The organism is Butyrivibrio sp. WCD2001 (assembly GCF_000424485.1).
Lineage (GTDB): Bacteria > Bacillota > Clostridia > Lachnospirales > Lachnospiraceae > Butyrivibrio.
The window spans coordinates 95023-120716 of the sequence record NZ_AUJZ01000010.1 but is presented as its reverse complement, the minus strand read 5'-3'; the positions used below and the strand labels follow the sequence as shown (position 1 = coordinate 120716).

The 25694-nt window shown below is 44.3% G+C and carries 19 protein-coding genes and 1 riboswitch; of the genes, 10 read left to right on the top strand and 9 right to left on the bottom strand.

From position 1 onward, the window contains the following. Nucleotides 1–163 precede the first annotated feature (163 nt). Nucleotides 164–1387: an IS110 family transposase gene (locus G630_RS0110760; protein WP_026498554.1), complete on the bottom strand. Its 1224-nt coding sequence runs from the start codon at nt 1385–1387 to the stop codon at nt 164–166. A gap of 434 nt (nt 1388–1821) precedes the next feature. Here G630_RS0110760 and G630_RS0110755 point away from each other — a divergent pair, with 434 nt between their 5' ends. After that, a complete protein-coding gene (locus G630_RS0110755; RefSeq protein WP_026498553.1) occupies nt 1822–2103 on the top strand; it encodes an HU family DNA-binding protein in 282 nt (93 codons plus the stop codon). Nucleotides 2104–2287: 184 nt separating this feature from the next. On the opposite strand, the gene G630_RS0110750 is transcribed toward G630_RS0110755, so the two are convergent. The 3 genes from G630_RS0110750 to metK all read right to left on the bottom strand — a co-directional run bounded on the left by G630_RS0110750 (nt 2288) and on the right by metK (nt 8934). Further along, nucleotides 2288–5818: a DNA polymerase III subunit alpha gene (locus G630_RS0110750; protein ID WP_026498552.1), complete on the bottom strand. Its 3531-nt coding sequence runs from the start codon at nt 5816–5818 to the stop codon at nt 2288–2290. A gap of 54 nt (nt 5819–5872) precedes the next feature. After that, nucleotides 5873–7609: an ABC transporter ATP-binding protein gene (locus G630_RS0110745; RefSeq protein WP_026498551.1), complete on the bottom strand. Its 1737-nt coding sequence runs from the start codon at nt 7607–7609 to the stop codon at nt 5873–5875. A gap of 128 nt (nt 7610–7737) precedes the next feature. Further along, a complete protein-coding gene (gene metK / locus G630_RS0110740) occupies nt 7738–8934 on the bottom strand; it encodes a methionine adenosyltransferase (RefSeq protein WP_022763377.1) in 1197 nt (398 codons plus the stop codon). Nucleotides 8935–9111: 177 nt separating this feature from the next. After that, a riboswitch (SAM riboswitch) is annotated at nt 9112–9205 on the bottom strand. A 255-nt stretch (nt 9206–9460) separates the two neighbouring features. Here metK and G630_RS0110735 point away from each other — a divergent pair. From G630_RS0110735 to G630_RS0110720, 4 genes are all read left to right on the top strand, one after another. Next, complete coding sequence (locus tag G630_RS0110735; protein WP_022763376.1) at nt 9461–9736, top strand: helix-turn-helix domain-containing protein; 276 nt, start codon at nt 9461–9463, stop codon at nt 9734–9736. Next, nucleotides 9723–10841 carry a type II toxin-antitoxin system HipA family toxin gene (locus G630_RS0110730; protein ID WP_022763375.1) on the top strand — a complete coding sequence of 373 codons (1119 nt, stop codon included), beginning with the start codon at nt 9723–9725 and terminating at the stop codon, nt 10839–10841. Before G630_RS0110735 ends, G630_RS0110730 begins: the two co-directional genes overlap by 14 nt. A gap of 119 nt (nt 10842–10960) precedes the next feature. Further along, a complete protein-coding gene (locus G630_RS0110725) occupies nt 10961–12367 on the top strand; it encodes an MATE family efflux transporter (RefSeq protein ID WP_022763374.1) in 1407 nt (468 codons plus the stop codon). A 79-nt stretch (nt 12368–12446) separates the two neighbouring features. Continuing rightward, nucleotides 12447–13133, top strand: a complete 687-nt coding sequence (locus tag G630_RS0110720; RefSeq protein ID WP_022763373.1) for a YczE/YyaS/YitT family protein — start codon at nt 12447–12449, stop codon at nt 13131–13133. A 66-nt stretch (nt 13134–13199) separates the two neighbouring features. On the opposite strand, the gene G630_RS0110715 is transcribed toward G630_RS0110720, so the two are convergent. Continuing rightward, a complete protein-coding gene (locus G630_RS0110715; protein WP_026498550.1) occupies nt 13200–15563 on the bottom strand; it encodes a Tex family protein in 2364 nt (787 codons plus the stop codon). 262 nt (nt 15564–15825) lie between these two features. Between G630_RS0110715 and G630_RS0110710 the strand changes: the two genes are divergently transcribed. The 5 genes from G630_RS0110710 to arcC all read left to right on the top strand — a co-directional run bounded on the left by G630_RS0110710 (nt 15826) and on the right by arcC (nt 20564). Further along, nucleotides 15826–16233, top strand: a complete 408-nt coding sequence (locus G630_RS0110710) for a hypothetical protein (RefSeq protein ID WP_026498549.1) — start codon at nt 15826–15828, stop codon at nt 16231–16233. Nucleotides 16234–16244: 11 nt separating this feature from the next. After that, a complete protein-coding gene (locus G630_RS21525; protein ID WP_022763370.1) occupies nt 16245–16784 on the top strand; it encodes a hypothetical protein in 540 nt (179 codons plus the stop codon). Nucleotides 16785–16797: 13 nt separating this feature from the next. Next, the gene (locus G630_RS0110700; protein ID WP_026498548.1) at nt 16798–17547 is read left to right on the top strand and encodes a DUF975 family protein; all 750 of its coding nucleotides are present in this window, start codon (nt 16798–16800) and stop codon (nt 17545–17547) included. 67 nt (nt 17548–17614) lie between these two features. Next, nucleotides 17615–19537: a glycoside hydrolase family 2 protein gene (locus tag G630_RS0110695; RefSeq protein ID WP_242829927.1), complete on the top strand. Its 1923-nt coding sequence runs from the start codon at nt 17615–17617 to the stop codon at nt 19535–19537. A 91-nt stretch (nt 19538–19628) separates the two neighbouring features. Next, the gene (gene arcC, locus G630_RS0110690; RefSeq protein WP_022763367.1) at nt 19629–20564 is read left to right on the top strand and encodes a carbamate kinase; all 936 of its coding nucleotides are present in this window, start codon (nt 19629–19631) and stop codon (nt 20562–20564) included. Between the two features lie 106 nt (nt 20565–20670). On the opposite strand, the gene clpX is transcribed toward arcC, so the two are convergent. From clpX to galE, 4 genes are all read right to left on the bottom strand, one after another. Next, nucleotides 20671–22221 carry an ATP-dependent Clp protease ATP-binding subunit ClpX gene (gene clpX, locus G630_RS0110685; protein ID WP_026498546.1) on the bottom strand — a complete coding sequence of 517 codons (1551 nt, stop codon included), beginning with the start codon at nt 22219–22221 and terminating at the stop codon, nt 20671–20673. A gap of 203 nt (nt 22222–22424) precedes the next feature. Further along, on the bottom strand, nt 22425–24206 hold the full coding sequence (locus G630_RS23590) for a S1C family serine protease (protein ID WP_049946171.1): 1782 nt from the start codon (nt 24204–24206) through the stop codon (nt 22425–22427). Nucleotides 24207–24379: 173 nt separating this feature from the next. Then, complete coding sequence (locus G630_RS0110675; RefSeq protein ID WP_026498545.1) at nt 24380–24658, bottom strand: hypothetical protein; 279 nt, start codon at nt 24656–24658, stop codon at nt 24380–24382. Nucleotides 24659–24668: 10 nt separating this feature from the next. After that, on the bottom strand, nt 24669–25685 hold the full coding sequence (gene galE, locus G630_RS0110670; protein ID WP_022763363.1) for a UDP-glucose 4-epimerase GalE: 1017 nt from the start codon (nt 25683–25685) through the stop codon (nt 24669–24671). Between the last annotated feature and the right edge of the window lie 9 nt (nt 25686–25694).

Genomic DNA, 25694 nt, shown 5'->3' with positions numbered 1-25694 from the left:
AAGTCCAGCGGTGAAATGTCAACCCAGGAATGAATAAAATTCGCATTATTTTTATGTCATTCGCAAAAGGTTAAAAACACCTACCTAAGCCCCGCCGATCTGCGTAAAAAAAGAGGATTACATGGCCGGGCGTAGACGGAAAATCCTCATCTACAGGGATGAGTTACCTTTCTACGTATAGACGATTGTCTTTCAGCAGTCGAAAGACTAACCGCACAAGTTTACGGGCAGTTAACGCAAGTGCACGTTTATGCTGGTACTTATTCACCTCATTATATTTGAGGTGGTAGAAGCGGCTGTACTCTGCATCGCATCTTACAAGAGACATGGCTGCTTCGCCCAGGTAGTACTTTAAGAAACGGTTTCCGGTTTTTATGAGACGAGTATTTTGTGCCTCAAATCCACCGGATTGATGTTGAGTCCAGGCAAGTCCGGCATATTTTGCCAGCTTTTCCTGACTCGGGAAGCGGTTGATATCACCAATTTCTGCGATTATTCCTGCAGAGTATACTGGTCCGATTCCTTTGATCGAAGTAAGTGTATTCGGAATCAACTGCATTTGGTTAGCAATGGCCTTATCAAACTCCTTAATCTGTGACTCCAGTGCTTTTATGGAGCTTATGGATATAGCAAGCACTTGGTTTACAGAGTCGTTTACCGTTTTAGGCAAACGATAGGATGATCGGGCAGCTTTTTGGATGGCTTTGGCGATGGCTTCCGGATCAGAAAAATGGTTTTTTCCTTTCTTCTGAAGGAATTCCGTCAGTTCATGTAAGTCCATGTAGGCAAGTGTGTCTGCGGAGTCAAACTCTTCGTAGACAGCTAAGGCTGTAGCTCCGAATTTATCGGAGAACACCTTCTCCTGTGTGAAAGAAGAATACTTCTTGAACAACACGTTCATGAAACGCTGCTTTTCCTTGGTCAGGTTTTGAACAGTGACATAACGTGCGCGTGTGAGGTTTTGGAGAGCTTTGTGGCGATAGTCATCCAGATACACCTCTTTGTTGATTCTTCCAAAACGCAGGCAGTCCGCAATGATAAAGGAGTCCACGTAATCGTTCTTAGGCAGATCGTTGTAAGATTCTTTGAACTTACTAACCTGCTTGGGATTGAGGACATGTATTTTGCGGTTGTACGGCGTAAGAGAGCCGTCTTCTCTCAGAAAACAGACGAGATTGTCACCATAGACTGAAGTGGCTTCAAGCCCAAAGATGACGTCTGTGAGGCTATAAGAAGTAAGTGCCGACAGGACATCCTTTACAAGCTTTTTGGAACCGTCTTTCGAGTTTGGAACAGAGAAGTTTTTGATTTTGGTTCCATCGGGCTTCATAAAGTAAACCACGTTGTTTGTGCTACTTACATCAATACCGACGTAAAGTGGGTTCATACAATATCACCTCCTTTGTCCAATATTTGTGGTCAATCGGTTTGGTAATACCCACGACACCGAAGCATCAACATCCTCGCGTATAAGAATCCAGCTGGTGATGGACTGATGCGAACCTCACTGCTAGAAGGCAGTCCTAAGTCTCCAGCAAACAGCCAGCGGTTTGAAGCTAACTTTCGGCTCAGGGGAACAGACTTTACTTGAAGCGGTCTAAACAGACCCAACAGGAGAAAACAGAACTTATACCTGATTGACACTGTGGGCAATTATATCATGGGCATTAACAAACCGATTGATCTATTTTCAAGGTGCGTAGAACAAATGCTCTTAAGGGTGGAGGGATTCCTCCTAATTAACAGAGATATGCTCTTAAAACTAAGAGTAAATATATAACTTATTAACTTATAAAACTAATATACGAGGGAGATACGGTTATGAACAGAACAGAACTTATCGAAGCAATGACAAAGGAAAACGGTCTGACAAAGAAGGCTAACGACCAGGCTCTTAAAGCCCTCACCGACACCATCTCAAAGACCTTAAAGAAAAAGGACAAAGTTCAGCTTGTGGGCTTTGGAACATTTGAGACATCAAAGAGAGCTACAAGAAAAGGCAAGAACCCTCAGACAGGTGCTGAGATCAAGATTCCTGCTTCAATCGTTCCTAAGTTCAAGGCCGGTAAGGCACTCAAGGATCTCGTTAATAACAAAAAGTGATTCCGGTATATATTAGACGATACCCACTTATCAACATCAAATCATAAAAAGGAAGATTCCATCCGAATCTTCCTTTTCTTATTAATTACTTGTTGTTGTTAAAATTATCCCTGTTCTCTCTTGCTGCGTTTATCGCATCCTGAGTATCCTTCACGACGGTTGAATTACTATAATCATGATATCCTTACACAACTCTTATGTTATCGGACCCGAACTGTGAGGTGAGGATGGCGAGGGTGTCCTCGTCTGCCTTTACTTTGAGTGAAGTAGGCAGTTTCTTTATTTGTTTGGTGTCCTTGAGGTAGACTGCTACCTGGTCTTTGGCGCCGGGGCCTTTGACGGTGGAGAGGAGGGTGTCTTCGAGGAGTTTTGCTTTGGTCTCGTAGTCCTCCTTATTGGCAAACTGAATCCAGAGGGTGCGGGGCACTTCATCAAAGAGTTGAATTTTGGATGCAATGAGTTTTGCATTCTTTTCTTCTTCAGCGCTGACGCGTCCCTGGATGAATACCTTGGCATCTTCATTAAGCCTTCCCTGGTTGCCCTCGTAGGTCTTGGGGAATACGATTACTTCTATACTTCCCACGAGATCTTCTATTGTAAGAAAGGCCATAAGCTGATCCTTCTTAGTGTACTTCGTGGTCTTGGCTGAAATAATTCCTCCGATGGTTACAGTGGAGTTATCCCTTACAACGGTTTCGCCTGTCTCCTCATCAAAATAGAAATCCGTCGTCTTTGCAGTGATATGCTTTTTCCAAAATCCCTCGTACTCTTCAAGCGGGTGTCCGGAAACATAGACATCAAGGACTTCCTTCTCAAATTCGAGAAGCATATCTTTGGGGTATTCTCCTACATCCGGCAGTTTTATCTCAAACTGTTCCTTCACCTCCTGAGGTGCGAGGTCGAAGAGCGACATCTGTCCTGCGAAGGTGTTCTTGCTCTTGTTGTGAAGCTGATCAAGAAGCGGTCCGAAGACACACATCATCTGTTTTCTTGTTCCGCCAAGGCTATCAAGTGCACCGGCCTTGATGAAGTTTTCGACAGCTCGCTTATTTATATCTCCGTAAGGCTCCATCCTTGTAAGGAAGTCGTTAATGCTTTTGAACTTTCCTCCGGCTTCTCTCTCCCTGACAACAGACTCGATAACAGGACGGCCCACTCCCTTTATGGAGGTAAGCGCATATCTTATTGCCTTTCCGCGAAGTCTGGGATCCTTATTCTCATCATCATCCGATGTTTTGGCAACCGAGAATCCCGAATAGCCTTCGTTTATATCAGGCGGCAGAACCTCAATCCCCATACTTCTGCAGGCCATAATATAATAGGAAACCTTAGCCTGAACATCTATAACAGAAGTCATAAGCGCAGCCATAAACTCTACCGGATAGTAGTATTTCAGCCATGCTGTCTCAAGCGCAACCACTGCGTAGCAGGCGGCATGGGATTTATTGAACGCATACTTTGCAAAATCCATCATTGAATCATAGATTTCATTTGCAACATCCTCTCCAATTCCCTTGGATACACAGCCGGGAACATTTTCTTCCGCATTGCCGTGGACAAAGTTTTCCCTTTCAACCTCCATGACGTGCTGCTTCTTTTTACTCATGGCACGGCGTACAAGATCAGCTCGTCCGAGCGTATAACCACCAAGCTGCTGAACTATCTGCATAACTTGCTCCTGATACACAATACATCCGTAGGTCGGAGACAAAATAGGCTCAAGGAGCGGTGTCGAATACGTGATATTCTGGACGTCCGTTTTTCCGGCTATATACTTAGGTATAAAGTCCATCGGTCCCGGACGGTAAAGAGAAATACCCGCAATAATATCCTCGAAGGAATGTGGTTTAAGTTCCTTCATGAACGATGTCATTCCTGCACTTTCAAGCTGGAAAACGCCTTCGGTTTTTCCAAGTCCGAGTGCTCCGAGTGCATTCTGATCATCATAATCGATTTTCTCTATATCAATAAAATCAGGATCGCCCTCTTTTGCTCCTATCGATTCATTAGCAAAAGCGACCGCATCCTTTATTACGGTGAGGGTCCTAAGACCCAAAAAGTCCATCTTCAGAAGTCCCAGTTCCTCACTCGTAGGCGCATCAAACTGGGTTGTTATATTTCCTTCCGCAGATCTTGAAAGAGGAATGAGATCCTCTGCGGGGCTCTGACAGATTACAACTCCGGCGGCGTGAATGGAAGTATGCCTCGGCAATCCCTCCAGTTTCATACACATATCAATCAGGTGATGTACCTGTGAATCCGTTTCATACATATTTTTAAGCTCGGGATTTATTGAAAGAGCCTTCTTCAAATCCATCGCTTCATTTGGAATGGTCGGGATCATCTTAGCAAGGTTATCGCCAAAGCTGTAGGGAAGATCCAGCACTCTGGCAACATCCCTTATTACACCCTTGGCCTGAAGCGTTCCGAAAGTAATTATCTGTATGACTCTGTCTGCGCCGTATTTTCTTGTGACGTAGTCAATAACCTCCTGCCTGCGCTCATACTCGAAATCCACGTCTATATCGGGCATGGATACACGTTCCGGATTAAGGAAACGCTCAAACAGCAGATCATACTTAATAGGATCAATGTTTGTAATATGGATACAGTAAGAAACTACAGATCCCGCCGCCGAACCTCTTCCGGGGCCTACCGCTATCCCACTCTCTCTGCAAAAGTTGATGTAATCCCATACTATAAGGAAGTAATCGACATATCCCATCTTCTGGATTACAGAAAGCTCATAGTCAAGCTGTTTCTTGATGGTTCCGTCATCGTCCGGATATCTCTCTTTTAATCCGTCATCGCAGAGCTTATTTAAATATGTCCAGGAATTATATCCTTCAGGCACATCAAAATGCGGGAGTTTTGTCACGCCGAACTCAATCTCCACGTTACATCTGTCCGCAATCTTCTGGGTATTCTCAATTGCTTCCTGTGCATAAGGGAAAAGAAGACGCATTTCGTCTTCGCTTTTCACATAGTACTGTCCGCCCTCGTAGCGCATACGGTCCTCATCCGTGACCTTCTTACCGGTCTGGATGCACAGCAGAAGATCATGAGCCTCAGCATCCTCCGCGTTGGTATAGTGGCAGTCATTTGTCACAACCATGGGAATATCAAGTTCTTTGGACAGAGTTAAAATAGCGGAATTCACTGTGTGCTGCTCCGGAATTCCGTGATCCTGCATCTCCAGGAAGAAATTGCCATGCCCGAATATCTCATCGTACCTAAGAGCTGCTGCCCTTGCTTCCTCGAGGTCGCCTCTTGTTATAGCCTTCGGAACCTCACCTGCAAGACATGCGGAAAGGCAGATTATTCCCTCGTGAAACTCTCTTAAAAGTTCAAGATCAACTCTCGGCTTATAGTAATATCCTTCAGTAAATCCCCGACTTACAATGTGGGAAAGATTCTCATATCCCTTATTATTCTCTGCAAGAAGTACCAGATGATAGTATCTGTTCTCATTAACTCCCATCTCCTTCTCAAAACGGGAACCGGGTGCAACGTATACCTCGCAGCCGATTATTGGCTTGATTCCCTCTTGCTTAGCCAGCTTATAAAATTCTATAACGCCGTACATGACTCCGTGATCCGTTATGGCTCCCGCAGTCATTCCGAGCTCTTTTATTCTTTTTACATAATCGGCAACCTTGTTGGATCCATCCAACAGGGAATATCCGGTATGTACGTGTAAGTGTGCAAATGACATGTATATTACCTCATCCGGCACTTCGTGCCACCTTCTCCTTAGGAGAAGGCTTATTTACGCAATCCCTACCTGCATATAAAAATATTTTGCGTAGATTCCATCCTTTTCAAGGAGCTGTCTGTGGTTGCCCCTCTCCTGAATACCTTCGGAATCCAGAACGATAATCTCGTCTGCATTTCTAATAGTAGAAAGTCTGTGGGCAATTGTGATTGTGGTTCTGCCCGCTGCGAGTCTGTCGAGACTCTCCTGTATATAGCGCTCGGATTCATTGTCCAGAGCACTGGTAGCTTCATCAAGGATCAGTATCGGAGGATTCTTAAGAAATACTCTTGCAATAGCAATTCGCTGTTTCTGTCCTCCGGAAAGTCTTGCTCCGCGCTCGCCAACCATAGTGTCATATCCGTTGGGAAGAGAGGATATGAACTCATCAAGGTCAGCCTTTTTCGCTGCATCCATTATATCATCAAAACTGGCTCCCTCCCGTCCGTAGGCGATGTTCTCACGAATGGTTCCGTTAAAAAGATACACCTCTTGCTGTACGATACCAATGACACCTCTCAAAGATTTCTGCGTAAGGCTTCTTACATCCTTGCCATCAATTTTCACAGCGCCCTTGGTAACATCGTAGAATCTCGGAAGCAGGCTGCAAAGGGTGGATTTTCCTCCGCCGGAAGGACCGACTATGGCAACCTTTTTTCCTGCATCAATATGAAGATCTATGTGGTCAAGAACTCTCTCCTCGTCATCATCGTAGGCAAAGGATACATCCTCATAATCCACGTCTCCCTTGCAATCTGTCAGCACTTCCGCATCGGGAGCATCCTCAATCTCCGGTACCACATCCATTACATCGCGAAATCTCTGGAATCCCGCAGCGCCCTTTTGAAGCTGCTCAGTGAACTCGATAAGTATCATGACCGGCCCTATGAACACGTTTATATACAGCGCATAGACTGCCAGATCCTCTACTGACAAGGTACCCTTCGCAATGAAGAGTCCGCCGAAAACAATTACCGCGATATACATAAGTCCTTCAAAGAAATTGTTTCCCGCAAAGAACATTGCCATCGTCTTATAATTTGCTTTTTTTGATTCAAGAAAGGCCTCATTACTCTTTTCAAATTTCGCTTTCTCTATGTCTTCTCCGGTGAAGGATTTCACCACGCGAATTCCGCCGAGGGTGTCCTGGAGAGAAGAATTTATGCCGGCAATCTTTTTCCTGTTATCAAAAAAAGTCCTTCGCATAATTCCGTTCTGCACATATGAAAAAATCGCCATACACGCTACGATTGCAACGAGAATCATCGTCATCGGCACGTTCATTGTCATAAGAATAGTAAACGAGCCCAAAAGCTTAACTGTAGATATAAAGATATTTTCAGGCCCATGGTGGGCAAGCTCCGATATATCAAAAAGATCCGATACAAGCTTACTCATCATCTCGCCTGTGTTGTTCTTATCATAGTAGGAAAATGAGAATCTCTCGAACTGCTCGAAGAGATCACTTCTCATCCCCGATTCCATGCGGGCTCCCATCATGTGTCCCTGATAAGTTACATAGTGCTTACACAGAAATCTCACGATGTACATGATAAGCAGTACTACAGCCAGCTTTATCACTCCTGCAACTATCTTTTCAGGAGCCTCAAGAAAAAGCGTCTGCCGAAGAACCCTCAGCAGCTGCGGAAAGACAAGATCAATCAGCGACAGAATCGATGCCGCCACTAAATCCAGCAAAAATACTCCGATATATGGTTTGTAATATGGGATAAATTTTTTCAGTAAGTCCATATATGTCTCCTATCGAAAAACATCACCTATTCAATATAACATATAAAACACCCTCTATGCTGATTATCTCAGAATAGAGGGTGCCGTAAATATACTTATGTAATTAAAACAAATTTAGCAAGATTGGCTTATGCGTTAACTGCCTTCTTAAGCTCCTCAGCCTTGTCTGTCTTCTCCCAAGGAAGGTTAAGATCGTTGCGGCCAAAGTGTCCGTAAGCAGCTGTCTGCTTGTAGATAGGACGACGAAGGTCGAGCATCTTGATGATTCCTGCGGGACGAAGGTCGAATACCTTACGAACAGCCTCTGTAAGCTTCTCATCGGAAACCTTACCTGTGCCGAATGTATCAACAAGAATTGATGTGGGCTGTGCAACACCGATAGCATATGAAAGCTGAATCTCAGCCTTGTCAGCAAGACCAGCAGCTACGATGTTCTTTGCAACATAACGAGCTGCGTAAGCACCTGAACGGTCAACCTTTGTGCAATCCTTACCGGAGAAAGCACCGCCGCCGTGACGAGCAGCGCCGCCGTAAGTATCAACGATGATCTTACGTCCTGTAAGACCTGCATCACCCTGAGGTCCGCCGATTACAAAACGACCTGTGGGATTGATGTAAATCTTTGTGTTCTCATCAACCATAGCTGAATCTACAACTGCATCAATAACGTACTTTCTGATGTCAGCGTGAATCTGCTCCTGTGTAACCTTCTCATCATGCTGAGTTGAAACAACGATAGCCTCAAGTCTTACAGGCTTGCCGTTCTCATCGTACTCAACAGAAACCTGGCTCTTACCGTCTGCTCTAAGATAAGCAAGAGTTCCGTCCTTACGAACCTCTGTAAGCTTCTTTGTAAGTTTGTGAGCAAGAGAGATAGCGTAGGGCATAAGCTCCTCTGTCTCGTTTGTAGCATAACCGAACATCATACCCTGATCGCCGGCACCGATTGCCTCGATCTCTTCGTCAGTCATCTTGTTCTCTCTAGCCTCGATAGCCTTATCAACACCCATAGCGATATCTGCTGACTGCTGATCAAGAGCTACCATAACAGCACATGTGTTACCATCAAAGCCCTTCTCTGAGCTGTCATAACCGATCTCAACGATTGTCTCTCTTGCGATCTTAGCGTAATCAACAACAGCCTTGGTTGTGATCTCACCTGTGATAAGTGCGAAACCTGTGCATGCAGTTGTCTCGCAAGCAACACGGCTCATGGGATCCTGCTCAAGGCAAGCATCAAGGATAGCATCGGAGATGTTATCACAAATTTTGTCGGGATGTCCCTCAGTAACTGACTCAGAAGTAAAAATAAACTTTTCTGCCATTTTAAATTTCCTTTCTGCGCTCACAGCGCTCAAACAAAAACGTGGACATTTGTTCAAAAAGAACAAATAATAAATCCGCTTAGCTGCGCAGCCAAGCGGACCTGATATCAGATAATCAAATCCTCTTATTGCTCGCAGATCCTGCTGGTATAAATAACTGTAAATCCAGCACTCGATCACTTACTCACTACGCTCAGGTTGGCACCTTCCGGATGTCCGGGGTTGCCGTGGCTTCACAGATCCTATGTATCTCCACCACTCTGAATAAGAGAAATGTCACAATATGGAATTGTCATATCTTTAAGATACACTACTATATTAATTTGATTCTTGCAAGATATTTTTATAAATTACTGAAAAAACGGCTCATAAATATATGAAAAAAAATATCCAAACTAATAAACTCGTTATTTGAAATTTATATACTCGGAGCTGCCAATTGGCAGCTCTTTTTTGCTATCATGATAGCATTTTATTGAATTAAACGAGCTAAAATGCTATTATTATAGCAATAGGAGAATTGAACATGGATTATTTATGGGACACCCCTTCTGACGTTGCAAAAAGATTAGCAACAAAAATAAGAGATATCAGAAAAAGAAAAAAGATAACCCAAAAAGAATTAGCAGGACGTAGTAATGTAAGCTATGCTACGCTCCGAAAATTTGAAAAGACCGGGCAAATATCTTTGGAATCATTTATAAAACTAACCATGGAACTTGGCGTTGTTAATGAACTCAATGAACTATTTACCGAACCCGTTTACAACAGTATTGAGGAAGTTATAAATGCGAACAAATAAGACACTTGACGTATATTATCACGGACATCATGTGGGAACACTTGCGGAAACTCCCGACAAGAGAATTGCCTTTCAATATAGTAGCGAGTGGCAAAGAAATGGCTTTGCCATTAGCCCCTTTTCATTACCTCTACGGAATGATGTCTTTGTGCCTAACGAAAGGGCTATGGACCGTTTTGGTGGTTTGTTCGGCGTTTTTGCTGACAGCCTGCCGGATAGCTGGGGTGAGCTGTTATTAGACCGACATCTTGAGACACTTGGAATAAAGCGTGGAGAAATATCAACTCTTGAACGTTTAGCATATGTAGGCCAAAGCGGAATGGGCGCTCTTGAATATTTACCATCTAAGGAATCCGACTTTGATTTGAAAAATATTGGCCTTGACTATGATATGATTGCGAAAGAATGCGCAAATATCCTATCATCAAAGCATACTGAGCAATTGGATATACTCTATAAAATGGGTGGATCAAGTGGTGGAACACGTCCCAAAATACTTCTTTCCGAAGGAAATCGGGAATGGATTGTGAAATTCCCAGCCAAAACCGATCCCGAAGTTAGTGGAAAACGCGAATATGACTATTCCATATGCGCTAAAAACTGCGGCATTTCCATGACTGAAGCAGAACTTATTCCATCTTCTGTCTGTGACGGTTACTTTAAAACCGAACGATTTGACAGAAAAAGCGGAGAAAAAATATTCACCATAACCTTCGCAGCACTTTTAGAGGCAGATTTTCGATTTCCCTCATGTGATTATGAGGCTTTTTTCAAATTAGTAAGAGTGCTTACAAAAGATGCCACTTATGACAAAGAACAGTTGTATAAAATAATGTGTTTCAACGTATTGGCTCATAACAGAGATGATCATACTAAGAACTTTTCATTTCTTTATACAGATATGAATGGTTGGAAACTGGCACCGGCATACGATCTCACCTATAGTGATACCTACTGGGGCGAACATACAACATCTGTGAATGGTAAAGGAAAGAACATATCCGACAACGACTTAATTACACTCGGAATTGGCGCAGGATTATCTGAAAAAATGTGTAGCCAACATCTGACTGATATAAGAAATCATGTCAAAAAACGGACATAAAAAGACAAATTTCGGTAAGACAACAAACTATCCCTTTGTGCTAAACTTTATAAATGGAAACTATTCAAAGTGATTTTACATAAAAACAAATAAAATAAGCAAAACCAGGGATACAAAAAATGGCACAAAAAACTACAACAAGAAACATGACAAGCGGTTCAATCTTAAAACAGATAATTACGTTTTCTCTCCCGCTTATGTTCGGTAATATTTTTCAGATGTTATATAACACCGTAGATTCGATCGTGGTGGGCAATTTCGTAGGAAAAGAGGCCCTTGCGGCAGTGGGCTCCACCACCATGATTGTAAATATGCTGGTGTTCTTTTTTAACGGATTTTCAATCGGAGCAGGCGTTCTGATCTCCAGATATTTTGGAGGAAAGGATTTAAAAGGTCTCCACCTTGCTATCGAAACCACCATTGCAACTACACTCATCTTCTGCGTTCTCTTTACAATAATTGGAAGTATCGGCGTTACACCTATGCTTAAATTTATGGCCACTCCTGAAGATGTTATGCCGGATGCTACTACATACCTCAGGATATATTTTCTTGGTTTTTCCGGTCTTCTAATCTACAACATGGGTAGTGGTATCTTAAGGGCTGTAGGCGATACCACCAGACCTCTTATGTTCCTCATTCTTACAAGCCTTATGAACATAGTTCTTGACCTTGTTTTCGTAATTGGGCTCCACGCAGGAATTGCAGGTGTAGCCTATGCGACCATCATCTCTCAGATGATATCAGCTATTCTGACACTTATGCTTCTGACAAGGACCAATGACATTTATAAGCTTATATGGAAAGACTTAACACTCGATGCAGGAATCCTTAAAGGCATATTCATGGTTGGTCTCCCCGCAGGAATACAGTCAGTCATCACAGCTTTTTCAAATGTATTCGTTCAATCCTATATTAATCACTTCGGTTCAAGCTGCATGGCAGGCTGGAGCAGCTATAACAAGCTAGATACCTTCATAATGCTGCCCATGTCCAGCGTTGCCATGGCAGCCACTACCTTTGTCAGTCAGAATATCGGCGCAGGAAAAGAGGATCGTGCAGAAAAAGGCACAAGATCCGCTATTCTCTTATCCACAGGTATCACCTTTGTGATAGCTTTTCTTCTGTTTGTCTTTGCAAGACCGGCCATAAGGCTGTTTTCAGCGGATGAATCTGTAATTGAATTCGGAGCTCTTTTCATTCAGACAAACGTTTTCTTCCTGATTGCCAACTGTGTAAACCACACGCTGGCTGCAGCTCTTAGAGGGCGCGGCGATTCAAGAGGCCCCATGGTCATCATGATCGCAACCTTCGTAGTAATAAGACAGATTTATCTTTTTGTACTCACTCACTTCATAGTAAACGACCCGAAATGGGTTGGATTTGGTTATCCTGTAGGCTGGATGTGCTGCTGCGTAATAGAGCTTATCTACTACAACATAAAATGGAAAGGAAAAGCACAAACCAGTACCAGGCCTATCGTATTAGATTACAGCGTAGATTCCAAAGAGCACAAAAAGGCATGATTTTTTGAAAAAGAACACCCAAAATGACATTATTGCCAAATGAGAGATTTGATAATATTGCTCGATGGAGGCAAAAGATATGTTTAAAAAATTTGATAATGAAATGAAAAGACGCCTTGCCATGACTTTGGGTGGCGTACTTATAGCAGGCTTTTCGGTAGGAATGTTCCAGTTTTCACTTATGGGAATGGATCCCTTTCAGGTATTTGCCCACGGAATCTGGACACAGTTGCAGCACATTTTGACAGGCGGAGCACCTAGATTTTTCACAGACTATACCGATAATCCCGTGATAGGATATGGCATCGTCTACATGGTAATCAACATGGTGCTTCTGGTATTCGATTTCTTCCTTGATAAGAAAAAGATCGGAATCGCCACCTTCATCAACCTGTTCCTGCTGGGATATGTAGTTGACTGGTCACATGCCTTTTGGACAAAGCTGATTCCCAATCCTTCATTTATAGTAAAAATGCTCTTCCTTATCGTAGCGATTGTAATCATGTGCTTTGCGTCAGCTCTGTATTTTACCAGCGATCTTGGGGTATCAACCTATGATGCCATAGCACTGTCACTTTCAGAACAAAAGGGCTGGGATTTTAGAATTCTCAGAATTGCAGGAGACCTCATCTGTACAGGCCTTGGTTTTGCGATGGGTGTTCTTCCAGGAATAGGAACAATAATCACCGCATTTTTCATGGGACCTCTCATCGAGTTTTTCAATGTTCATGTAGCAAGACCCTTAAGATACGGAAAAAATAAATAAAAATGCACATAATAAATGCCACCGCAGCTTACACCATGGTGGCATTTTTAAACATTAACGTATTTTTTACTTCTTAATCTTCATTGTAAGTCCGATTCTCTGCTTCTTCACATCTACCTCAATTACCTGAACATCAACGATATCACCGACGCTTACTGCATCAAGAGGATGCTTGATGTAGCGGTCTGTGATCTGTGAGATGTGAACAAGTCCGTCCTGGTGAACTCCTATATCTACGAAAGCACCGAAGTCTACGATGTTTCTGACTGTTCCCTTAAGGATCATTCCAGGCTTTAAGTCCTTCATATCCATGACGTCACTTCTAAGAATAGGTGCGGGCATGCTCTCTCTGGGGTCGCGGGAAGGCTTCTCAAGCTCTGAGAGGATATCTGTGAGAGTGATCTCACCTACTCCGAGCTCCTCTGCAAGCTTCTTCTTATCGCCAACTTTCTTAAGAAGGCTTCCTGAAGCTGCTGCATTGCCGCCCTTCTGACCGGATGTTTCCTTTGCTGCAGGTTCCGTATCCTGGCTGAGACTTACCCCGCCAAGAGCTGCTGCCAGCGCAGCACCCATAGCTGTATTTGTATTCTTAACAACAAACTGCTTTTCCTTCTTCTGCTTCGGCTTAGCCTGAGTCTTAGCTTCTGCCTTCTTAGCTTCAGCTTTAGCCTTGGCACTCTTCTTCTGAGCTTCCCTTACATCCTCCATGGTGAGGCCGAGCTTATCCATAAGCTTCTCTGCTGCCTCATAGGACTCCGGATGCACGCTTGTGTCATCAAGGGCATTCTTACCGTCGTGAATACGCAAAAATCCTGCGCACTGCTCATAAGCCTTGGGTCCGAGCTTCGGAACCTTAAGAAGTTCGTCTCTGCTCTCGAATTTTCCGTTAGCCTCACGATAATCAACGATATTCTTGGCAATAACCTTGCTGATACCTGAAATATATGTAAGGAGCGGTGCTGATGCAGTGTTAAGATCAACACCTACCTTATTAACACAGTCCTCAACCACGCCTGAAAGGGCTTCACCAAGCTTCTTCTGGTTCATATCGTGCTGATACTGGCCGACGCCGATGCTCTGGGGATCGATTTTTACAAGCTCTGCAAGAGGGTCCTGAAGACGTCTAGCGATGGAAGCCGCACTTCTCTGTCCTACGTCAAACTGAGGGAACTCCTCTGTTGCAAGCTTACTTGCCGAATAAACCGAGGCGCCTGCCTCGTTTACGATTACATACTGAACGGGCTTATCAAGTTCCTTAATAAGCTCGACGATAACCTGCTCTGATTCTCTGGAAGCAGTACCGTTACCAACTGAAATAAGGTCAACGTCATACTTCTTGATGAGCTTTTTAAGTTCTGCCTTTGCTTCCTCAACCTTATTCTGTGGCGCTGTGGGATAGATAACCTTTGTATCGAGCACTTTTCCTGTAGCATCTACTATTGCAAGCTTACAGCCTGTTCTGAAAGCGGGATCCCATCCGAGAACCGTTTTTCCTGCGATAGGAGGCTGCATAAGAAGCTGTTCAAGGTTCTTGCCAAATACGCCGATGGCGCTGTCCTCTGCTTTTTCCGTGAGCTCATTTCTGATATCGCGCTCAATAGCGGGAGCGATAAGTCTGTCATAGGAATCCTTACAAACGGCCTGAAGTACGGGAGTTGTCTCAGGATTTTCCTTTGTTATTGTCTTCTTTTCAAGGAAACGAAGGATCTGCTCCTCAGGAGCTGTGATCTTAACTGTGAGGAACTTCTCTGCCTCACCTCGGTTAAGTGCGAGCACTCTGTGTCCGAGGATCTTATTAACCGGCTCCTCGAAGTTGTAATACATCTCGTAGACGCTCTCTGCCTTCTCGTCCTTGGCATTGGAGGTTACGAAGCCCTGATTCCAGGTCTCCTCACGGATATAGGTACGATAATCGGCATTGTCGGAAATCTCCTCGGCAATGATATCCATAGCACCCTGGATTGCTTCCTGTATATTCTTAACTTCTTTTCCGGCATTTACATAAGGAGTTGCCTCCTCAACAAGGCTCTTAGTAGTCTCCTGAGCCCTGATAATATCTGCAAGACCGTCAAGTCCCTTCTCCTTAGCCACAGAGGCTCTGGTCTTTCTCTTCGGTCTGTATGGTCTGTATAAGTCTTCAACGGCTACCATGGTCTGCGCAGCAATAATCTTAGCTTTAAGCTCATCAGTAAGCTTACCCTGCTCCTCAATGCTTGAAATAACCTGCTCTTTTTTCTCCTCGAGACCTCTTAAATATGTAAGTCTCTCACCGAGGGTTCGCAGCTGTTCATCATTAAGGGAACCTGTTACTTCCTTACGGTATCTGGAGATAAAAGGAATGGTATTGCCCTCGTCAATCAGCTTTACCGCTGCTTCCACCTGCCATTTCTGTACATTAAGTTCTTCTGTTATTTTCTGTAAAATGTCCATTTTGCCTGTTTTACTCCTTGTGCAATAATAAAATGCTTCCTCCAAACAAAGGTCACTCGTATATTTTACTATGTCAAAGCGAACTTTTCCAATCGAATTTCACCGGCAGGACCGGACCGTCACTGCACAGTAATTTTACCAATTTTTAATACACTTCTCGGGCTTTTTGCGGTACAATTAACTTGAAGTATTGTCATCTTTTGGTGGCAAAGGAGGAGTTCACAGATTCCTTTTCTGCATACGAATCTGTGAAAATTAAGAAATGACTGAGAGTTATGAGTATAATCAGACCCACAACCCTCTTAATCCAAGGGTTTCATTTGCTTCTGTGGCATCCATACTGGGTCTGATCTCAATCGCGCTTATACTAAGCGTGTATTTCTCCATAATACTTGGAGGAATTGCAATTACAATGGCTTTCCTGTCCAGAGAACAGAACGGGAAGCTCTACCCGCAGGCCAAAAGGGGAATTATTTTTGGTCTTATCGGGCTTATCGGGGGATACGCACTTATGGTTACCTCCTTCGTGACGGTATTTACCGATCCCGAAGCACACAGGATGGTTAATCAGTACTCGCAGGCTATCAGCGGCGAGAGCTTTGACGACATGGTCAAGGAAATCACTGATAATCTCGGCATCAGTATCGACCTTCCTGTAGAAAGTCAGTAGAGGGTGTGCTTATGAGCGGAATAAGTGGTATCGGATTTAACAGTTCTTATGCATCAGGATTTTTCGGCCCTGCTTTTAACAGCGGCACCGGGACAGCTTCAGAAGCTGCTGCGGGAGCCCTTCAGGGCGAAACGAAAGTCACACTTAATCCCGGCGAATCCGTCGAGAAGAAGCCCGGTATGCGTTCTTCACCGGCTGAATGTGAGACTTGTAAGAACCGCAAGTATATTGACGGTTCCGATGAAAATGTTTCCTTTAAAAGCGCTGCACATATTTCACCTGAAGCAGCACCTTCCAGAGTGCGCGGTCACGAGCAGGAGCACGTAGCCAACGCATATAAAAAGGCCGCCCAGGGCGACGGCAAAGTACTTCAGGCTTCTGTCAAAATTCAGACAGCAGTCTGCCCCGAGTGTGGACGCACCTATGTATCAGGTGGACTTACCACAACTCAGATTATGTATAAAAATGAGGATAATCCCTATCAGAAAAACCGCAAATCAGCCGATGCAGCCAGTGGTCTTATCGGTTCGAGCTTTGATGCGGCAGTATAGGGTCAAATGACAAATGAGACAGACAAAAAACACTAAAACATTGAAAGCCATTGCAAGAGAAAGGCTTCTTGGTAAATACGGAACGACAATAGCTGCAGTTGTACTCTACAGGTTCATAGCCTTCTTAATGATAAATATCATTACCGCAGCAATTATTCCAACTAATCTAATCACATATTTTGCCTACTTCGGGTCTACCATACTGGTGAACCTTTTCCTCGGCGTGTTCGACTCCGGACTGGCTTATCTTTTTATGAACGTCGTCTATGCGCAATCGGTTTCCATGTCGGATTTATTCCACGGATTTAAAAATCATCCCGACAAGGCAATTCTTCTTCATGTTCCGATTGCTGTAGCGAATACACTAACCATCATTCCGCTGCAGGTTTTGATGGCGATGCTGGTTAAAAACAATAACAGCGCGGTTTCTATCGATCCCAGATACATAATGTTTGCACTGCTTATATCTGTGGTGATGACGATCGCCAATATCTATATTCGTCTCATATTTTCGCAGTCTTATTATATCCTGCAGGATTTCCCGGAAAAGAGAACCTCGGATATCTTAAAAGCCAGCATGAGGCTCATGAAAGGAAGTAAATTCAGACTCCTTTTACTGTATCTGAGTTTCATTCCTCTCGCACTCATCGGAGTACTTGCATGTTTCATTCCGCTCCTATGGGTCGGAGTTTACAACTCGGCATCAATCGCCGCTTTCTATCAGGATCTGATAGCTTCTAAGAACCAAAATACCGACGTCTGAACACGAACTTAATGCGCCATCCATTTTTAGTAATCGGATGGCCTTAATATTTTTTAGGGGAAATGTTATGAAAATGGATCTGCTCAATGCAATTAAGGCAATAGATAAAACTCATGAGGATGATGTGCTCCACAGGCTTACCACTGTTTGGGGAGACAATCTGGACAAGGATCATGTCCTAACGGAATATCCTCGTCCGCAGTTCAAGAGAAACAGTTATATCAATCTTAACGGTCTTTGGGAATATGCTTTCTCAAAAAGTGACGTTCACCCAAAAGAAATGGATGGGCAGATCCTCGTTCCCTTTTCTCCCGAATCAATTCTTTCGGGAGTTGAGAGACAATTGCAGCCTGATGAATATCTTTGGTATAAAAAGGAACTTTCAGGAATCACTCTTCCCGATGAAAAATCCAGAGTTCTTCTTCATTTTGGTGCGATCGACCAGAGAGCCATCGTATTTATAAACGGAACTCCCGTCGGCGCCCACAATGGCGGATATCTTCCTTTCACCGTTGATATCACGGATGCCATGACTTCATCGCAGTCAGGACTTGCAGGAACACTGACCGTCTGCGTCCAGGATGACAGCGACACCTCTTATCACAGCAGAGGTAAGCAGACTTTAAAGCGCGGAGGTATGTATTACACTGCGCAGAGCGGAATCTGGCAAACGGTTTGGATGGAGATTGTTCCGGAAACTCACATCACCTCCTACAGAATCGTTCCCGACAGAGACCTCGACATGATCTACATAACCATGCATACAAACGGCGAGTGCCCTGTCTCTTTAAAAATATATGACTCAGAGGGGCAGATCCTTATCGCAGAAAATGAGGGCGACACTGTTCACAGAAGTGATAAGACCAGGGACCGCTTTGAGCCCGAGGATTTTTACGGTTCAATTACCCATTCCTCCGACGAGCTCAGCACCTACTCACCCGACATCGAAGGAAAAGGCGCTTCGACTTATGTTTATTCCTGCAAAATTGCGATGCCAAAGCCTCACCTTTGGAGTCCCGAGGATCCCTATCTCTATCAGATTCAGTTAACTGCAGGAAGCGATACCGCCTGGAGTTATTTCGGAATGCGCTCCTTTACAAGGCAGCTTGATGCTGAAGGACATCCCCTCTTTTTCCTGAATGGAGAGCCCTATTTCCTTAACGGCGTCCTCGATCAGGGTTACTGGCCCGACGGATTATATACTGCGCCGAGCGATGAAGCACTCATTTTTGATATAGAAGAGATGAAATCCCTTGGCTTCAACATGCTAAGGAAGCATATAAAAGTTGAGGCAGCAAGGTGGTACTATCACTGCGACAGGCTCGGAATGATCGTCTGGCAGGACATGGTAAGCGGAGGTTCTTCCTATGCAAAGCCCGTAGTGAGCTATCTTCCCACTCTGTTCCCCGGCGTGTTCGGACACATGCCTGATGGTCCCACAAACTATCACATGTTTTCAAGAGGCTCCGCAGAGGGCCGAAAGGAATGGACTGAGGAGATGGAGGAAACAATCCAGCATCTGATCAACGTTCCGAGTATCTCAGTCTGGGTTCTCTTCAACGAGGGCTGGGGACAGTTCAATGCTTCCGCCGCTACTATCCAGACAAGGCAGTTTGCCGACAACAGACTTATCGATCAGGCAAGCGGCTGGTTCGATGAAAACGGCGGTGATTTCAGAAGTGTACATAATTACTTCAGACCTCTTGATGTCATAGCAGACAAAAAACACCGCGCCTTTGTCATCTCCGAATACGGCGGTTACACCTGCTATGTAGAGGGACACAGCAGCGTAGACAGAATCTATGGCTACAAAAGGTTCGATACCGTGGCCGATTTCAAAGCTGCCTTTAACACTCTTATGAATGAAACCATAGAGAATCTTAAGAAGAAAGGTCTTGCCGGTGCAGTTTACACGCAGCTCTCCGACGTTGAGGAGGAAGTAAACGGCATCATGACCTACGACAGAAGACACAACAAACTGAAGATGTGAAAATACTTGAAAAATGCATAATTACCAAGTATCTCGCAGTCTATTTTTATGATACAATCTATAAAACAGATTTTTACGGAGGAGCAACGCTATGGAAAACAAGAAGGCAGTGGTATCACTGGGACACGAAGCTCTCGGCTATACCACCATGGAGCAGAAGGAAGCCGTTCAGGTTACTGCGAAAGCACTCGCAGATCTCGCCTGTGCAGGATATCAGTTAACCATCACACACAGTAACGGACCTCAGGTCAGCATGATTCACAAAGCCATGACCGAGCTGCGCCGAATCTATATCGACTATACTCCCGCTCCCATGAGCGTCTGCAGCGCAATGAGCCAGGGTTATGTCGGCTACGATCTTCAGAATTCGCTTAAGAGTGAGCTCACAAGCCGCGGTGTTTCAACCCCTGTAAGCACAATCCTTACACAGGTTACGGTTGATCCCTACGATGAAGCCTTCTATTCTCCGACCAAGGTTATCGGAAGATATATGTCAAAAGAGGATGCCGATAACGAAGTTAAAAAAGGGAACTTCGTTCAGGAAGTTCCGGGAAAAGGTTATCTTCGTATAGTTGCTGCTCCCAAGCCGATAGATATTGTTGAGATCGATGCCATCCGCACACTCTCTGATGCCGGCCAGATCGTCATCGCCTGCGGCGGCGGCGGAATCCCGGTTATCGAACAGGGTCATGTATTAAAGGGTGCATCAGCTGTTATTGAGAAGGATGCCATCGCCGGAAAACTGGCTTCAGATCTTAATGCTGACAGACTTATCATCCTGACCTCCGTTCCCTATGTATACACCGATTTCGGCAAGGACACTCAGGCTCCCATCGAGCGCATGAATGTCTCCGCAGCCGAGCAGTACATCAGAGAAGGTCAGTTTGGAGCTACCGATATGCTTCCCAAGATCGAAGCCGCGATAGAATTCCTTAAGAATAATCCTTCAGGCAGCGTCCTTATCACCTCACTTGCAGAGGTCTCCGACGCCCTCAAGGGTAAAGCCGGCACCTTCATTACCGCCTAACGATGAGCCCCAGCGTATGCTATGGTGTCTTTCAATCTCGTTGCAAAATACGCATAATCGATTGAAATCCACCATAGCATACACTGGGGCTTTTATCTTTCCCTTATCAGTTCTCTGCCGACTTCATCCCAATCCCCTTAAGAACTTCCGTAGTTCTGAGTTCAATCACCGGGCCGCCCTTGCCCTTGATATAATCGCCGGTAATGGTAACACTTCCGATATTATCATCCTTCGGAATCTCATACATGATATCCAGCATGAATTCCTCGATAATGGCGCGAAGCGCTCTGGCACCTGTATCCTTTTCCATCGCCTTCTCGGCTATGGCTTCCAAAGCTTCATCGTCAAATTCCAGATTAACCTCATCAAGCGCAAGGAGCTTCTGATACTGTTTCAAGATAGCGTTCTTGGGCTCTTTTAATATCTGAACAAGCATCTCCTTGGAGAGACCCTTAAGTGTGCATACTATAGGGAGACGTCCGAGGAACTCGGGAATCATTCCGAATTTCTTGAGATCATCAACGGTTACCTGAGTGATAAGGTCGGGATCCTTGTCCCATTTGTCCTTGAGGTCGGCATCAAAACCGATGGAGGTCTGCTTATTCAGCCTCTGCTTTATTATATCCTCCATATCCGGGAAGGCTCCGCCGCATATAAACAAAATATTTCTGGTGTTAACGGTCGCCATTGGAACCATCGCATTTTTGCTGCTTGCACCCACAGGTACCTCAACATCGGCACCCTCAAGGAGCTTGAGCATTCCCTGCTGAACCGATTCACCGCTTACATCTCTCGATGTCGTATTCTTTTTCTTTGCAATTTTATCAATTTCATCTATGAAAATGATACCTTGCTGAGCTTTGTCTATATCATTTCCTGCTGCCGCAAGAAGCTTACTTACAACGCTTTCGATATCATCACCGATATATCCCGCCTCAGTGAGAGAGGTAGCATCAGTGATAGCCAACGGCACATCAAGAAGTCTTGCAAGAGTCTTAACAAGATAAGTTTTTCCGCTTCCGGTAGGACCGATCATAAGAATATTGGACTTCTCAATCTCAATATCATCCATGGTGCCGGTCTTAACTCTCTTATAGTGGTTGTAAACCGCAACGGATATAATTTTCTTTGCCTGCTCCTGACCGATAACATAATCGTCAAGCTTCGCCTTGATCTTGTGAGGTGCAGGAATATTCTCTATATTGAACTCAGGCTTAACTCTGGTATCTTCCTCTTTTTTCTTTTTGATCTTCTGAGAATTGGGGATTCCGGCGCCTCCGGTAAAATTGGATAAATCCATAAAGTTCAAGCCGGGCATACCGCTATGCTTGTTGAGCTCATCCATAAGAGCCGGGTTGTTTAAAAGATTCTGGTAATCAAACTGGCTGATCGTATCCATCGTCTTGTGCATACAGTCATCGCATACACTTATTCCATTGGGAAGATGGAACATTTTTCCAGCCTTGCTCTCAGGTCTTCTGCACACGAAACACACATCCTCATATTCGCTCTCATTGTCCTTTGACTGCGAGGATGTATTACCTTCTTTAGGAGTCTCTTCCACTGTCGTATCTTTTCTCTCTATCGGAGTGTCATCAACGGAGGAATCCATAACCTCCCTGAAGTCCATATCATCATTATCAAATCTATCTGCCATTATAGTTTGTCTCCTCTAAATTCCTCACAAAAATTTATAACTATTATAATATCCTCGCAAACCTATGTCATTAAAAACAGAGCCCCGCCCACTATAAATTTAAGAAAAACTGCCCCTGAGCATCATCGCTCAAAGGCAGTTCGTTCCTAACCTTTTTCTGTTTATTCTCTTTGCCGAGTACTATTTATTTTATATGAATAAGCTTAGTTACCAAAGTCAAAACCGAATCCGAAAGGATTTGAGAAGGGATCGATTCCCTGCTGTCCCTGCTGTCCTTCCTGTCCTTCTTCCTGTTTTGCATCGGGCTGCTGTTCGCCATCGTACTTCTGGCCTTGTGTATCATCACTGTCGGACTGAACAGTCTGCTTGGATCCCAGAGTAACCTGAAGCTCCTGTTCCTGATATCCACCTGATGCCTGTCTCTGAACAGTGATTGTTACTACCTCTCCTGCCTCATAATATGCCAGTCTGTTCTGGAGATCATCCATAGAAGAAATCTCTTTTCCATCAAACTTTGTGATGATATCTTTTTCCTGAACACCTGCTGCCTTAGCGCCGCCATCCTCAGAAACAGCTGCTACATAAACACCGAGAGGAAGTCCGTACATCTCTGATACATCAGAAGTAACGCTGACACCTGAGATTCCAAGATAGCCTCTGTTGTCCTCGTCAACCTTGGCGCGTGTCTTCTCTGTCATAAGCTGTTCAATGATAGGCTTAGCAATGGAAATCGGAATAGCATATCCCATACCTTCAACGGTTGAACCGCCAATCTTGTTGGAGTTGATACCGATAACCTCACCGTTGATATTTAAAAGTGCACCGCCGGAGTTACCGGGGTTGATCTCTGCATTGGTCTGTATAAATGTACCCTGCTTTTCATCATCAAGGTCAATTACACGGTTGATAGCGCTTACTACACCTGTAGTAACTGACTGGCCATATCCGAGCGCATTGCCGATTGCTATTGCGGGCTCACCAAGTGTAAGTGAATCGGAATCACCAAGGGCTGCTATAGCGATAGCGTTTCTGGTATCTGCTGCAAGGTCTGAAAGCTGTACTGCGATTACTGCAAGATCCATATCAGAATCTGTTCCCTTAACCTCAGCTGCTGACTTACTGTCATCTGCAAACTGAACCTCAAGAGAGTCAGCACCCTCAATAACATGGTAGTTGGTCGCAATTAAAAGCTCTGTATCATTTGTTCCTACTATGAATCCTGAACCGGAAGCTGTCTGTTCCTGACTGTACGTCTGTCCGAAGTAGTTATAGGACTGTGTGAAGTTGTTGTTAATGGAAACCATGGCAGGCATTGCCTTGGCAACAACCTCTGTTACATCTGTAACAACTGTTCTTGAACTTTCTACTGTCTCTGTCTGTGCAATTCCTGCATTGTCTCCACTTCCCAGAACAGAATCTGTGCTGCCGGTCTCTTCTTTAGCTGCTGCTACATCCGGCTCGTCAACAGTCTCGCTGTTGTCCTTTTCTATACTCTTTTCCTCTGCCTTAGCCTGATCGTCTTTCTCTGTGGCAGCAGGAATCTGTGAAATTCTGGTCATGCTATAGTAGCCTGCACCGAGTCCCAGACAAAGAACAAGTGCGATAGCTATCGCAGCTGCAACTTTCTTTCCTGTCCCTGATTTCTTAGGACCGTTTCCTCCATTCATACCGGGCTGATAAGAATACTGGTAATTACCATAGGTTCCCTGGTTGTTGTAATTGTAGTTACCGTAGGTATTGTTGTTCTGGCCGTAACCTGAGCCGTTGTTTCCGGAGCCTGTGTAGTTACCGTACGTATTGTTTCGGTTGTATGTCCCCTGACCGTAGGTATTGTTACCACCCTGTCCATAGGTGTTCTGATTCTGTCCGTAAGAGTTATTGCCCTGACTATAGGTGTTTTCGCTCTGTGCGTTGTTAGTTTCAGCTTCCCTTCCAAACCCCGTTTCCTGATTATTTTGTTGCTCGTTATTTTCATTATCAAACATCGTTCATTACCTCTTTTCTTTGATAAATTTGATAAATAAGTTCTCTCATTTGTTTTTTACAAGATTCAGTATAGTTTCAGTTTGTGACGAAATTGTGATAAAAGTATCAAAAAAATATTTCCCATACCTAAATCCAAACTAAATGTTTGTTTCAAGTGTGGGAAATATATTAATCAATAATAGAAGTCGTCCTCTTCGATTACCTGAATCTCCATGTAATCAAACGGAATTTCCTCAATAAATGCATCCTTTGTAAATCTGCATTTGTTATGTAATTGAAAATCGTGAACAGTGGACTTTAGCCATATCGGCTTACTAAGATCCATGTCATAACAGGCTTTCTCGAGAGCATTCATAACCTTGTGGGTTCTGGTGTCCATCGAATTGTCTTCTATGACGGTATCTTTTAAAAGGTGGTTGTCCTTTATAAGTCTTACCCAAAGTCTAAACATGTGTCCTTATTTAGTCCTCGTAGCCGTTAGGATTCTGGCTCTGCCATCTCCAGGAATCTTCGCACATCTCACGGATACCGTTCTGTGCCTCCCATCCAAGCTCCTTCTTAGCCTTGTCAGCATTTGAGTAGCATGTAGCGATGTCTCCTGCACGTCTGGGCTGAATCTCGTAAGGGATCTTAACTCCGTTAGCTTCCTCGAAGTTCTTTACGATATCAAGAACACTGTAACCAACGCCTGTACCGAGGTTATAGATTGAAAGTCCGCTGCCGGGCTCAAGTTTCTTAAGAGCCTTAACATGTCCTACTGCAAGATCAACTACATGGATGTAATCGCGGACACCTGTTCCGTCGGGTGTATCATAGTCGTTACCGAATACATTGAGCTTAGGAAGTCTTCCTACAGCAACCTGTGTAATGTAAGGCATGAGGTTGTTCGGTATACCGTTGGGGTTCTCACCCATAGTACCGCTCTTGTGAGCACCGATAGGATTGAAGTATCTAAGAAGAACCACATTCCATTCCTTATCAGCAAACTGAATGTCTGAAAGAACCTGCTCAAGCATTGACTTTGTCCATCCGTAAGGATTGGTGCACTGTCCCTTAGGACACTCCTCAGTAATCGGAATAAATGCGGGATTGCCGTAAACAGTTGCTGAAGATGAGAAGATGATGTTCTTGCAGCCATGCTTTCTCATTACATCAACAAGAGTAAGTGTTCCTGTGATGTTGTTATCATAGTACTCCCAAGGCTTCTGAACTGATTCACCTACTGCCTTAAGTCCTGCGAAGTGAATAACGCTGTCGATCTTTTCCTTTGTAAAAATCTCCTCAAGGCCTTCTCTGTCGCGGATGTCTGCCTTATAAAAAGGAACCTTTTTTCCTGTGATGGCTTCAACGCGCGCAAGAACCTTCTCGCTTGCATTGGCAAGGTTATCCATAACAACTACGTCATATCCTGCGTTCTGAAGTTCAACAACTGTGTGGCTTCCGATATATCCGGCACCACCTGTAACTAATATTGCCATACTCTATCC